Annotated in this window: 11 protein-coding genes; 10 read left to right on the top strand and 1 reads right to left on the bottom strand. The window is 40.8% G+C overall.

All coding sequences use genetic code 11. The features are described 5' to 3' along the window. Nucleotides 1-107 precede the first annotated feature (107 nt). The 3 genes from BF9343_RS11955 to BF9343_RS11945 all read left to right on the top strand — a co-directional run bounded on the left by BF9343_RS11955 (nt 108) and on the right by BF9343_RS11945 (nt 3,100). On the top strand, nt 108-842 hold the full coding sequence (locus tag BF9343_RS11955; RefSeq protein WP_005793718.1) for a TIGR02757 family protein: 735 nt from the start codon (nt 108-110) through the stop codon (nt 840-842). A gap of 294 nt (nt 843-1,136) precedes the next feature. Then, entirely contained in the window at nt 1,137-2,630 is a 1,494-nt protein-coding gene (gene proS / locus BF9343_RS11950) for a proline--tRNA ligase (protein ID WP_005793720.1), read from the top strand. Nucleotides 2,631-2,719: 89 nt separating this feature from the next. Then, complete coding sequence (locus BF9343_RS11945) at nt 2,720-3,100, top strand: YccF domain-containing protein (protein WP_005787945.1); 381 nt, start codon at nt 2,720-2,722, stop codon at nt 3,098-3,100. A 95-nt stretch (nt 3,101-3,195) separates the two neighbouring features. On the opposite strand, the gene BF9343_RS11940 is transcribed toward BF9343_RS11945, so the two are convergent. Continuing rightward, nucleotides 3,196-7,800 carry a translocation/assembly module TamB domain-containing protein gene (locus BF9343_RS11940; RefSeq protein ID WP_010993036.1) on the bottom strand — a complete coding sequence of 1,535 codons (4,605 nt, stop codon included), beginning with the start codon at nt 7,798-7,800 and terminating at the stop codon, nt 3,196-3,198. Between the two features lie 32 nt (nt 7,801-7,832). Between BF9343_RS11940 and tsaD the strand changes: the two genes are divergently transcribed. The 7 genes from tsaD to rimO all read left to right on the top strand — a co-directional run bounded on the left by tsaD (nt 7,833) and on the right by rimO (nt 13,271). Further along, nucleotides 7,833-8,852 (top strand): tRNA (adenosine(37)-N6)-threonylcarbamoyltransferase complex transferase subunit TsaD, encoded by a 1,020-nt coding sequence (gene tsaD / locus BF9343_RS11935; protein ID WP_005787941.1) that lies wholly within the window; start codon nt 7,833-7,835, stop codon nt 8,850-8,852. Nucleotides 8,853-8,859: 7 nt separating this feature from the next. Continuing rightward, nucleotides 8,860-10,092, top strand: coding sequence for a CinA family nicotinamide mononucleotide deamidase-related protein (locus tag BF9343_RS11930; RefSeq protein ID WP_010993035.1), 1,233 nt, complete (start codon nt 8,860-8,862; stop codon nt 10,090-10,092). Nucleotides 10,093-10,213: 121 nt separating this feature from the next. After that, on the top strand, nt 10,214-10,474 hold the full coding sequence (gene rpmB, locus BF9343_RS11925; RefSeq protein ID WP_005787937.1) for a 50S ribosomal protein L28: 261 nt from the start codon (nt 10,214-10,216) through the stop codon (nt 10,472-10,474). Nucleotides 10,475-10,500: 26 nt separating this feature from the next. Then, the gene (gene rpmG, locus BF9343_RS11920) at nt 10,501-10,689 is read left to right on the top strand and encodes a 50S ribosomal protein L33 (protein WP_002560155.1); all 189 of its coding nucleotides are present in this window, start codon (nt 10,501-10,503) and stop codon (nt 10,687-10,689) included. A gap of 19 nt (nt 10,690-10,708) precedes the next feature. Next, on the top strand, nt 10,709-10,867 hold the full coding sequence (locus tag BF9343_RS22710) for a DUF4295 domain-containing protein (protein ID WP_005777897.1): 159 nt from the start codon (nt 10,709-10,711) through the stop codon (nt 10,865-10,867). 149 nt (nt 10,868-11,016) lie between these two features. Further along, nucleotides 11,017-11,976, top strand: coding sequence for a signal recognition particle-docking protein FtsY (gene ftsY, locus BF9343_RS11915; protein ID WP_005787934.1), 960 nt, complete (start codon nt 11,017-11,019; stop codon nt 11,974-11,976). Then, nucleotides 11,973-13,271 carry a 30S ribosomal protein S12 methylthiotransferase RimO gene (gene rimO / locus BF9343_RS11910; RefSeq protein ID WP_005787933.1) on the top strand — a complete coding sequence of 433 codons (1,299 nt, stop codon included), beginning with the start codon at nt 11,973-11,975 and terminating at the stop codon, nt 13,269-13,271. The genes ftsY and rimO overlap by 4 nt, the downstream gene beginning before the upstream one ends. Nucleotides 13,272-13,273 lie beyond the last annotated feature (2 nt).

Below are 13,273 nucleotides of genomic sequence, written 5' to 3'. Positions count from 1 at the left end.
GCTTGTTCACCACAGATTCTATGGATTTCCACAGACTTATTTCCCTATTTCTGTATGAATCCATACAATCTGTGGCGTTTTTTTAATGTACAGTTTTTAAAGTCTATATGAAACAAGAACTAAAGGAAAAGCTTTTGCTTTTAGCGGATAAATATGAGGTGAAAGAATTTATTATGGACGATCCGATACAGTTTCCCCATCGGTATACTGATAAAGCTGATATTGAGATCTCCGGACTGATCGCTTCCTGGATCGCTACCGGTAATAGAAAGGCCATTATCAAAAGTGGTGACCGGATTGATCACGAGCTTTTCCTGAATGCTCCATATCGATATATATTAAGTGAAGAATGGAGGAAATATCGAGGAGTAACATCCAGTTTTTATCGCTATTACTCCTGGAATGATTTCTATATACTCTGCCAGACTTTGTATGCTGCCTACCGGGAGCATGGAGATCTGGAATCCTATTTGTGCCATTCTCTCTCTTCCGGTACGCCATTGGAAAGATTGCAATCGGTGTTCGGACATATCAATGGGATGCCTGCTTTGTCAAGTGCTTCCGAAGCAAAGAAAATGTGTATGTTTCTGCGTTGGATGATTCGTAGGGATTCTCCTGTCGACCTCGGTATTTGGCGGAGTTTCAGTCCCTCAGATCTAATTATCCCTCTTGACACTCATGTACATCGCATCTCGACTGATCTTGGATTGACCAATGCACGTAAATGCCTGAAAACAGCACGTTGCATTACTGATGCGTTGCGGGAGATATGGCCGGATGATCCGGTAAAGGGAGATTTTGCTCTTTTCGGATTTGGTATCAATGAACCGGTGAAAAGTTAGGTACGTTCATAAGCAACTCTTTGTTTTGACGATCTGTTCTTTGGGTGATAAAGAATGCGTTAATCCTCTAATATGTATGGCTCCCGTTGGAAGAGAAGGGCAGGAAATGGTGATCTCTTGTCTTTAGAGAAACCATAAACCGGTCGGTTGTCGATCCATAAACCGGCTGATTTATATATAACCTTGGTATGACCTCTCTTAAAATTATAGATAAAGAATGAGCACAGTTCACCCATTTTTAGTATTTTTGCATCCTGTTTTGAAGATAGAAAACTTTAAAAGAAGAAAAATATAATGGCAAAAGAACTGAAAGACCTGACCAAACGCAGCGAAAACTATTCGCAGTGGTACAATGATTTGGTGGTGAAAGCCGATTTGGCAGAACAATCGGCTGTGCGTGGATGTATGGTGATTAAGCCTTACGGATACGCTATTTGGGAGAAAATGCAGCGTCAGCTGGACGACATGTTTAAAGAAACCGGACACGTTAATGCTTATTTCCCGTTGCTGATTCCGAAATCATTTCTGAGTCGTGAAGCTGAACACGTAGAAGGCTTTGCCAAGGAGTGTGCCGTAGTAACACATTATCGCCTGAAAAATGCCGAAGATGGTTCGGGTGTGGTGGTCGATCCTGCTGCAAAATTGGAAGAAGAGTTGATTATTCGTCCGACTTCTGAAACAATCATTTGGAATACTTATAAAAACTGGATCCAGTCATATCGTGATCTGCCTATTTTATGTAATCAGTGGGCTAACGTTTTCCGTTGGGAAATGCGTACGCGATTATTCCTCCGGACTGCGGAATTCTTGTGGCAGGAAGGTCATACAGCACACGCAACGCGCGAAGAGGCGGAAGAAGAGGCTATCCGTATGTTGAATGTATACGCCGAATTTGCAGAGAAGTATATGGCAGTTCCGGTAGTTAAAGGTGTGAAATCGGCTAATGAGCGCTTTGCCGGTGCACTTGACACGTATACCATCGAGGCAATGATGCAGGATGGTAAGGCATTGCAGAGTGGTACTTCACACTTCTTGGGACAGAATTTCGCAAAAGCATTCGATGTTCAATTTGTAAATAAAGAGAACAAGCTTGAATATGTATGGGCTACCTCTTGGGGTGTTTCTACCCGTCTGATGGGGGCACTGATCATGACTCACTCGGATGATAACGGTCTGGTACTTCCTCCGCATCTGGCTCCGATCCAAGTAGTGATCGTTCCTATCTATAAGAATGACGAGCAGTTGAAGCTGATTGATGCTAAGGTAGAAGGTATTGTGGCAAGATTGAAGCAATTGGGCATTTCAGTGAAATATGATAATGCTGACAATAAACGTCCGGGCTTTAAATTTGCCGATTATGAATTGAAGGGTGTGCCTGTCCGTCTGGTGATGGGTGGACGTGACTTGGAGAACAATACGATGGAGGTAATGCGTCGTGATACTCTGGAAAAAGAGACTGTGACTTGCGATGGAATTGAGACGTATGTTCAGAATCTGCTGGAAGAGATCCAAGCTAACATCTATAAGAAAGCGCGTACTTATCGTGACTCACGTATCACTACGGTGGATAGCTATGATGAGTTTAAGGAGAAAATCGAAGAAGGCGGCTTTATCCTGGCTCACTGGGATGGAACAGTGGAGACGGAGGAAAAGATCAAAGAGGAGACAAAGGCGACGATTCGTTGCATTCCGTTCGAGTCGTTTGTTGAAGGTGACAAAGAGCCGGGTAAGTGTATGGTGACAGGAAAACCGTCTGCTTGCCGTGTGATATTTGCTCGTTCTTATTAATCATTAATATAAGGTATAGAAAGAAAAGGTTGGAGGTACCCGAAATGTGAACTTCCGACCTTTTTTTTTATCATTAATCTGATAATTCTATGAATCCATTGTTAAATCTTATCTGGCTGCTTTGTGGCGGCATCTTTACTGCGATAGAATATCTTATTTCAAGTCTTTTAATGATGATTACCATTATTGGTATTCCATTCGGCTTTCAGACATTGAAATTGGCCGGACTTGCTTTATGGCCATTTGGCAAAGAGGTGAGAAGTACTCCTGATTCTGGAGGTTGCCTCAGTATCATAATGAATATCATCTGGTTGTTTCTAGGTGGAATTTGGATCAGCCTCTCTCACTTGGGATGGGGGATTTTGCTTTGTATTACCATTATCGGTATACCGTTCGGAAAGCAGCACTTTAAGTTAGCCGGACTCGCTTTGACTCCTTTCGGAAAGGTGATTGTCGACAAAAGTTTCTAAATGAAATGCTCTTTCGGCGCATTTAGCAAGTTTTACTCTAAGAGCTGTTTCATTTCTATTTGGTAGTTTTGTCATCAGTAAAAAGACAGAGAGCATTACATTGGATGCTCTCTTTTCATTTCCGATTTCGCTTTTTGGGTCTCTTTCACCGAATCATTCGGTATGCTGTCCTTAGCGGCAGCTTGCTTCCGTCTCAGGTTTCTCAGTTTCCATTTATTCCAAAAAAGAAGCTCACTCCATTTATTGAAGTCCTTTTTATACATGATACCGATTCCTTGTGTAGTCAGGTTGGTTCGCGTATAATAGCGGTCATTCGTTTCATTGTATGCTTTTAGGCGTATGTCTCCCGAACGGTTGAGTAACCATTCTGCTTCAAAGTCTCCAATGAAGTTGGTATTTGCCAATGGATTGTCCCGGTAGCCGAAATTCCCGTTGATTAGCAAGCGGTTGTTCAGCAACTGCCCGGATAAGATGCCTTCTATTTCCATGTCCGTCCAGCCCTTGTCACCTGTACTGAGATTAGTGCCGATGTTCCAGTTGTTGTTATCGAATACTTGTGACAACAGATTGTTTAACTGTCCGGATAGGGTAGAGAACAGGGCCGATGATGTCATGTTGGAGTTTTGGGTACCTCCGGTACTTTCCTGCGGATAGAACTTGCCAATGCCCAACAGGTAGAGAATTTGCATGTTCATCTGTTCGTCTGTACTGATATAATTGCGTACCAGTGTCTGTATCTCGTCCCGTTCATTGGGGAGTTCAATTCCCAACTTGATGTTAGGACGCCAGAGAATTCCTGTCAGATTCATGATGCAATTCACTTTCACATTAGGTTGTTGGGTAATTGTTTCCGAAGCATCGGGAATCAGGTCGTTCAGTGAAGCTGAATTTACCGTGTAACTAGCCTGAATGTCAAGTGTCGCATCCAATGGGGGACCGTTGAAAGTGATGCTGCTTCCGTCTTTAATGATAAAATCTTTGCGGATGACCTCTTGTAAACTGAATTTGTAGATACCTTGGTTGATACGGTAATTACCGAACATTTTCACATCTCCTTTATTAAAGAACTCTGTACGTATGTTGCCGGAGCCTTTACCGCTGATGTAATCTCCGGCAATAGGGTCCATGATAATTTTCATTGTAGCATCCGGAGTAGCATCTATCAACAGGTTCAGTCGAATATCCGTTTTGGATTCTTCCTCTTCCATCTCTTGCTGTAACCGATCGTATTCTGACATTACATTAATGGAATCCTGCACAAACCTGCGGGGCGTTTTATCGACAAACTTAATAAACTGGTTGCTGGCTGCTGAAGCTGTTGCGTTGGTTATATAGACAAAATTGGTGTTACGATTGGTAGTGACAGCTGCATTGACTTGTAATTCCTGCGGGTTTCCAATCAACATTGCATTACCGGTTCCATATACTTTTCCGTAAAAGTTAATATCCGAATTTTCTTTCGTATTCATAAGTAACATGTTGTTTACGTTGAATTCGAAATGATAACTTAGGTCCCTGAAATGCCGGAAATTCAGTTTGCCGTTCATAGTACCCTGATGTCCTTCCATATCTGCTATGCGTATATTATCGAAGCTAATGCCACTGGTGGACAAACGGATGGTGTCTGTTACGGTGAACGAAGTATTCAGTATTCCTATTTTTAAGGATGCGTCCGTCATCAGGTTTCCTTCGATATTGAGTGCCTTGAACTTTCCGTAGAAATGGGCTTTACCACTAGTACGTCCATGCAGGTCTTCAACAATGGAACGCATGAAGTATTGGAGAAATTGGATATTCGTATGCTCCGTCTCTATATTCAAGTCTAGTTTGCTTTCCGGTTTTAACGGATAGACATGCCCGATGACATGCGTCTTCGACACTCCTTCTTCTTCCATGTGTGCATCAAGAAAGATAGCACGCATGTCGTTCTTCCACGCACCGTAAATATCCATAGCCCCCAACGAGGCATCATTAAAGGTGAAGTTTTTAAAATGCAGGCGGGTGTTCATGACCGGTTCTTTTAAAATGCCACTGGCATATGCTGTTCCCGTAGCGTCTCCTTTGAAGTCCACATCGTCAAAGTTTACCACATCGAACACGTAGCCTACATTGATGTCCTTTAGTTCTACTTTTAATGTATCTTTGGCTTGTTCTGAAATGCGTCCATTGATACGGATATGACGGTCCTGATGTGAAAAATAGAAATCATTCACATCTATTTTTCCTGAATCGACGACAACTTGTGACGGATGAACCTGCCATAGAGTATCATTCAGGATGATGTCTGTCTGTTTAATATCTACGACAGTTTTCAGTGGGGACTTTTCTTCGGCTGCGCGGAAGAAACTGGCGGCGGCAGATAGTCGTCCGCTATAAGTACTGATGGCATTGTTACCCCAGTTGATATTGGCATTTATAGTGTCATTCTTGGCTTGTGCGTCCAGAGAGATGCTTACAGCACTTTCTTTCTTTAGGTTATTGAACCGGACCTTTGCTTTGAACTGATCGGTAGGATTCTCACAAAGTACCAAACCTGACTCGATAAACGTGTTTTGATATTGTAAACGTGGAAAATAGCCTTCTACACGCAAGCGTTGTGCCTGATCGTTGAAGTAACCTTTCACAGTCGAGTGTGAATATATTTTCAATGGGATGTCAAATACTGTCGACAACAGTTCTGTATTAAATATGTGAATATCGAAACTAAAGTTATTATTGGTTTTAATAGGCTTTTTATCCGGTTGAATTAGTGAAGGAATATATCGCCGCATAATGTTCATAACACTTGCCGGAAGCGTATGATACAGGTAATTGCCTTCGATACTTGCTTTTAAGAAACTGGAGGTTAGTTTCAATTGGTTCTCTTTATCTTGGCGGGTTGCAGTGATGTTGATATTATCCAGAAAATAGCTCTTCTCTGGTGCGGTAAATTGTAAGCTGTCTATATTGATTTCACCCATCATTTCATCGATGGAACCACCCCGGAAATTAGCTTTTAGCTTCAAAGAAAATTCTGCATCCGGATACTCCTTTGTCAGATTCAGGTCGTGTGGACGTATTTTGTCTATGACTGCATTGAAGTTAAAAGTAGGGACTTTTTCGACTACATTGATGTTGCCGTTTAAATGTACCGAACCGTTTTCGTCATTCAATGCCACTTTACCGTCAAAACCACCGCGTTTGAATTCTCCGTCCAGCGTGATGTTTTCATATTTATAATTACTGTATTCGAGGGATGCTATCAAACCTTTTAACGTAATGGAAGGATATTGGCTCTTGTAGTGGTTTCCTCGGACATCCAGATTAAAGGTAGTCTTGCCCAATTGCTTGTTTCCTAGCAGTTGCCCTAACTCAAAATCGGTGGTCTTTACGCCTCCTGAATAAGAAAACAGCGCTTTAGCTTTATCGGAACTAAGCTTTAAGTCGGTTTGGACGGAGCCTATGTCAGTACGGAACAGGCCGTACATAACCAAGTCTGTAAAGTACCCTGATATTTCACCATGAAAAGAGGTATTTCCTAAGTGTTGTAATACAGGGGGAACGCCATTGTAGTGCGGGCTTAGATTGCGCACTAAAAATCCGATTCCCTCTTTGTTGGCAGAGAGATTGGCCAGATGTCCATAAACGTAAGCGTCTTGAGGACGTGATAAGTCTTGTAAAGATACATCTCCTTTTAGTCGGAACTTATCTCCTGCGTTGATTTCCAATGTTCTGCAATTCAGTTGATTGAGCGTACCTTCTACATCAATGTTGAGATCTAGTTTTTCTTTAAAATTGGATAATGCCGGGACAAAAGCTGAAATGTCATTCAAAGTCACATGAGATGGTAAAGTACGGAAAGAGAAGCGAACGTTATCGGCAAAATGGTTGAGTGCTTTCAAACTGTCATATTCCATTCGGATAGTATCCATTTTCATTTCGGTACCCGGCATTTCTATTGCGAAATTTTCTATTTTCATGCCTTTGTTATTAGCAATGACTTTCAGGCTCAACTTTCGTAGTTCAAAGCCCGATTGTTCGTCTACACTCAGGCGTTTGATGGCTGCATTGATCGAATCGTTTTGAAGTGCCTTGAGTGAAATGTTGGCAATGATATTGTGTAGTTTGATATGTTGCGGGTTAAACTTTCCGGGCGTTTCTTCTTCCGATAATACGTCGTAGGATAGTTTACCACGGCGTATTAATATGGAATTAATACGTAGATCAATGTCCTTTTTTGTTTTTACTGTATCTTTGGATGCAAATGCGTCCAAGACGAATTTAAAATTTGGCTCCATGTGCGGAGCGGGCTTATTCAAGTTGATATTAAAGCCAAATAACTGCACGCTGCTGATTGTGATTTTTCCGTTGAATAAAGGAATAATATCAAATTTGGCAGAAAGACGTGTAATTTTGAGCATTTCTTTTCCCGATTGATCGTCGAGCAATACATCATCTATAATGATACGGTTTAATAATCCAATGTCTATCTTACCGATAGTCAGTTCTGTACCCAAAGTCCGGGATAGTTCTTTTGTGACAAACGTAGTCATATTTCGCTGAATATATGGAATATTCAGCAAAATAATAGTTCCGATATATATACCTAATATGATACCGATAACCCAACGTACAGTCTTCTTCAGCGTTCTGATAGGCGGTTGTTTTGATTTTGAGAACAAAAATATAAAATAGTTCGTTATGAATCCTACTTTTATCATTACTTTTGCATCGTTTAAATATCAAAAAGCGTATGAGTACAATTATATTAGGAATTGAATCTTCCTGTGACGATACATCAGCTGCAGTTATTAAAGATGGTTATTTGTTATCGAATGTGGTATCTAGCCAGGCTGTACACGAAGCTTATGGTGGAGTAGTACCGGAATTGGCATCGCGTGCTCACCAACAGAATATAGTACCTGTGGTGCATGAAGCGTTGAAGCGTGCAGGAGTGACCAAGGAAGAGCTGAGTGCGGTAGCCTTTACAAGGGGGCCTGGGTTGATGGGGTCATTGCTGGTTGGAGTATCTTTTGCAAAGGGTTTTGCACGTTCATTAAATATCCCGATGATTGATGTTAATCATCTGACAGGACACGTGTTAGCGCATTTTATTAAAGAGGAAGGAGAAGCAAATGAACAGCCCGATTTTCCATTCCTTTGTTTGCTGGTATCCGGAGGTAATTCTCAAATTATATTGGTGAAAGCATATAATGATATGGAGATTCTGGGACAGACTATTGACGATGCTGCCGGAGAAGCAATTGATAAATGTTCGAAAGTAATGGGACTTGGTTATCCGGGGGGACCTATAATTGACCGTTTGGCACGTCAGGGCAATCCGAAGGCTTATACTTTTAGTAAACCTCATATTTCTGGTTTGGATTATAGTTTTAGCGGATTGAAAACGTCGTTTCTTTACTCTCTGCGTGATTGGATGAAAGAGGATCCCGATTTCATCGAACACCATAAGAACGATTTGGCAGCTTCGCTTGAAGCAACGGTAGTAGACATTTTGATGGATAAACTTCGTAAAGCAGCCAAACAATATAAAATTAATGAAGTGGCTGTAGCGGGCGGTGTCTCTGCTAACAACGGTTTGCGTAATGCCTTTCGTGAGCATGCAGAGAAATATGGTTGGAAAATTTTTATTCCCAAGTTCAGCTATACTACAGATAATGCCGCAATGATCGCTATCACCGGATATTTTAAATATCAGGATAAAGATTTCTGCTCTATAGAACAGCCTGCTTATTCACGTGTAACTTTGTAAGAGTCCTATGTTTGCGGAGATAATAACCATTGGTGATGAACTGTTGATAGGACAGGTGACTGATACCAATTCGACATGGATGGGGCGCGAATTAAATAAAGTAGGTATAGAGGTGATTCGTGTCGTGTCTGTACGAGATCGGGCAGATGAGATTATTGAAGCTGTAGATGCTTCGATGAAAAGGGCAGATATTGTACTAGTGACAGGGGGCTTGGGACCCACCAAAGATGATATTACCAAACAGACTCTTTGCAAATACTTCGGTACCAGACTGATCTTTAGCGAGGCTGTCTTTGAAAACGTAAAACGCGTATTGGCGGGAAAAATACCGATGAATGCGTTGAATAAAAGTCAGGCAATGGTACCTGAAGATTGCATCGTTATTAATAATCGGGTAGGGAGTGCTTCTGTCAGTTGGTTTGAGAAAGATGGTAAGGTACTTGTTTCTATGCCGGGAGTTCCTCAGGAAATGACCACTGTGATGAGTGAAGAGGTTATTCCACGTTTGTGTGCAAAGTTTCGTACGGATGCAATTGTTCATCGAACATTTACTGTACAAAACTATCCCGAATCGGTGTTGGCTGAGAAATTGGAATCTTGGGAAATGGCATTACCTGCTTGTCTAAAACTGGCTTATTTACCAAAACCGGGTTTGATTCGTTTAAGATTGACGGGACGCGGGCAGAATCGTAGCGAGGTAGAAGCTTGTGTAAATACTGAGAGTGCCAAACTTGAGGCAATTTTAGGAGAAGATATTTTGGATGAGGAAGATACTCCAATTGAAATTTTGATAGGCGAACTTTTAAAGAAGAAGAATTTGACTCTTTCTACCGCAGAAAGTTGTACCGGTGGAAGCATTGCAGCCCGTATAACTTCGGTTGCCGGCAGTTCGGAATATTTTAAAGGAAGCATAGTAGCGTATGCCAATGAAGTAAAGACGGAGTTGCTGGGTGTATCGATGGAAACGCTTGAAAAAAGAGGCGCGGTAAGTGAGGAAACGGTGATTGAAATGGTAAAAGGTGCGATGAAAGCGCTAAAAACTGACTGTGCTGTAGCTACGTCTGGAATCGCAGGTCCCAGCGGGGGGACTGAAGAGAAGCCCGTTGGTACAGTTTGGATTGCTGCTGCCTATAAAAGTGAAATTTGCACTATGAAGCAGGAAACTAATCGTGGAAGAGAGATGAATGTGGAGAGAGCAAGCAATAATGCCCTTCTATTGCTTCGAAAATTGGTGAAATGAAGAAAAATTACCGCTCAATAATGAATTTATTTAGGAAATACTTGTTTTATATACATAAAAGTGCTTACTTTGCGCTCTGTTTGAAAGAAGTATAGATTAAAACTATAAAAATAAGATAGAAATGTCGAAGATTTGTCAAATTACCGGAAAGAAAGCCATGATTGGCAACAATGTTTCACACTCAAAGAGAAGAACTAAAAGAACCTTTGATTTGAACTTGTTTAACAAAAAGTTCTACTATGTAGAACAGGACTGCTGGATCAGCCTGAGCCTCTGTGCCGCTGGTTTGCGTATTATTAATAAAAAAGGTTTGGACGCTGCTTTGAATGATGCGGTTGCCAAAGGGTATTGTGATTGGAAAACCATTAAAGTTGTTGGCTAAAACGTTAAAAAGAGGAGAAACTGATTATGGCAAAGAAAGCAAAAGGTAATAGAGTTCAGGTGATTCTGGAATGCACAGAACACAAAGATAGCGGTATGCCGGGAACATCTCGTTATATCACAACTAAGAACAGAAAAAATACTACTGAAAGACTTGAGTTGAAGAAATACAACCCAATTCTGAAAAGAGTAACAGTACACAAAGAAATTAAATAATAAAGAAAGAGTATAACCCATGGCAAAGAAAACAGTAGCAAGTTTGCACGAAGGATCTAAAGAAGGTCGTGCTTATACTAAGGTTATCAAAATGGTTAAATCTCCGAAAACTGGAGCTTACATTTTTGATGAACAAATGGTTCCTAACGAAAAAGTACAAGACTTTTTTAAGAAATAAGCCGGTTGCATAAATAGCAATCCGAAAAATCCTCTCACTGATATTCATTGAGGGGATTTTTTTTGCCAATTTTATTCGCTTCATTTTTTACTTTACGCTAGTTTTATTATATCTTTGTAGCATAATGTATTATACAAATAATTGTAATCATGGGATTTTTTAGTTTTTTCTCAAAGGAAAAGAAGGAAACTTTAGATAAAGGATTATCTAAAACCAAAGAAAGTGTATTCAGCAAGATTGCCCGTGCGGTGGCCGGAAAATCGAAGGTGGATGATGAAGTGCTGGATAATCTGGAAGAGGTTCTTATCACATCGGACGTAGGGGTAGAGACTACTCTTAATATCATCAAGCGTATCGAAAAACGAGCAGCAGAAGATAAATATGTAAATACACAAGAGTTGAATTCGATTCTTCGTGAAGAAATAGCTGCATTACTGACTGAAAATAATTCGGATGATGTTGCCGATTTCGATGTTCCGGTAGAGAAAAAGCCTTATGTTATTATGGTGGTGGGTGTAAACGGAGTTGGTAAAACAACCACTATTGGTAAACTAGCTTATCAATTTAAGAAAGCCGGTAAATCTGTATATTTGGGGGCAGCCGATACTTTTCGTGCAGCAGCAGTGGAGCAATTGGTGATATGGGGCGAGAGAGTGGATGTTCCGGTCATTAAACAAAAGATGGGGGCCGATCCGGCTTCTGTTGCGTTTGATACGTTAAGCTCTGCAGTAGCTAATAACGCTGATGTGGTGATTATTGATACAGCAGGACGTTTGCACAATAAAGTTGGCTTGATGAACGAGCTGACGAAAATTAAAAATGTAATGAAAAAAGTAGTGCCTGATGCTCCAAACGAGGTGTTGTTGGTGCTTGATGGCTCGACCGGACAAAATGCTTTTGAGCAGGCAAAACAATTCACACTTGCAACAGAAGTAACTGCTATGGCTATAACCAAATTGGATGGGACGGCAAAAGGTGGCGTTGTTATCGGAATTTCAGATCAGTTTAAGATTCCGGTGAAATATATCGGATTGGGTGAGGGTATGGAAGACCTACAGGTGTTCCGCAAGAAAGAATTTGTAGACTCCTTATTTGGAGAGAATGCATGAAAAGAAAAACTATAGATATCATAACATTAGGGTGCTCAAAGAACCTGGTGGATTCAGAACAGTTGATGCGTCAATTGGAAGAAGCCGGATATGATGTAACCCATGACTCGGAAAAACCGACAGGAGAGATAGCTGTTATCAATACCTGTGGTTTTATCGGTGATGCAAAAGAAGAATCGATTAATATGATTCTGGAGTTTGCACAAGAAAAAGAAGAAGGCAATTTGGAGAAACTTTTTGTAATGGGCTGTCTTTCGGAACGTTATTTAAAGGAATTAGCGATTGAGATTCCTCAGGTTGATAAGTTTTATGGAAAATTCAATTGGAAGGGGTTGTTACAGGATTTGGGCAAAGCTTACCATGAGGAGCTTCATATTGAGCGTACTCTTACCACTCCCAAACATTATGCTTATCTGAAAATATCAGAGGGTTGTGATCGTAAATGCTCTTATTGTGCTATACCGATTATTACAGGAAGACATGTATCTCGTCCTATAGAAGAAATCTTGGATGAGGTGAGATATTTGGTTTCCAATGGTGTAAAGGAGTTTCAGGTAATTGCTCAGGAATTAACTTACTATGGAGTGGATTTATATAAGAAGCAAATGCTTCCGGAGTTGATCGAACGCATTTCTGAGATTCCGGGTGTAGAATGGATACGTTTACATTATGCATATCCGGCACATTTCCCTGAAGAGTTGTTCCGAGTGATGCGTGAACGAGATAATGTATGTAAATACATGGATATTGCATTACAGCATATCAGTGATAATATGCTGCAACGTATGCGTCGTCATGTGACGAAAAAGGAGACTTACCGGTTGATTGAACAATTTCGTAAGGAAGTTCCCGGGATTCATTTGCGTACGACGTTGATGGTGGGACATCCAGGAGAGACAGAAGGGGATTTTGAGGAATTGAAAGAGTTTGTACGTAAAGTGCGCTTTGACAGGATGGGGGCTTTTACTTATTCAGAAGAAGAAGGAACATATGCTGCGGCTAATTATGAAGACTCTATTCCTCAGGAGCTAAAACAGGCACGATTGGATGAGTTAATGGCTATTCAGCAAGGAATTTCTACTGAATTAAGTGCATCAAAAGTTGGACAAAAAATGAAAGTCATTATTGATCGTATAGAAGGTGAATATTACATTGGGCGTACAGAGTTTGATTCTCCGGAAGTAGATCCTGAAGTTTTAATAAGGTGTGAAGGGGATAATTTAATGATTGGTAACTTTTATCAAGTACAAGTGATTGATTCCGATGAATTCGATCTTTTTGGTGAAATAATTTAAAT

The sequence above is a fragment of the Bacteroides fragilis NCTC 9343 genome (genome assembly GCF_000025985.1).
GTDB lineage: Bacteria > Bacteroidota > Bacteroidia > Bacteroidales > Bacteroidaceae > Bacteroides > Bacteroides fragilis.
Note: the sequence above shows the minus strand (reverse complement) of the source record. Positions and strands in the feature narration are given on the sequence as shown.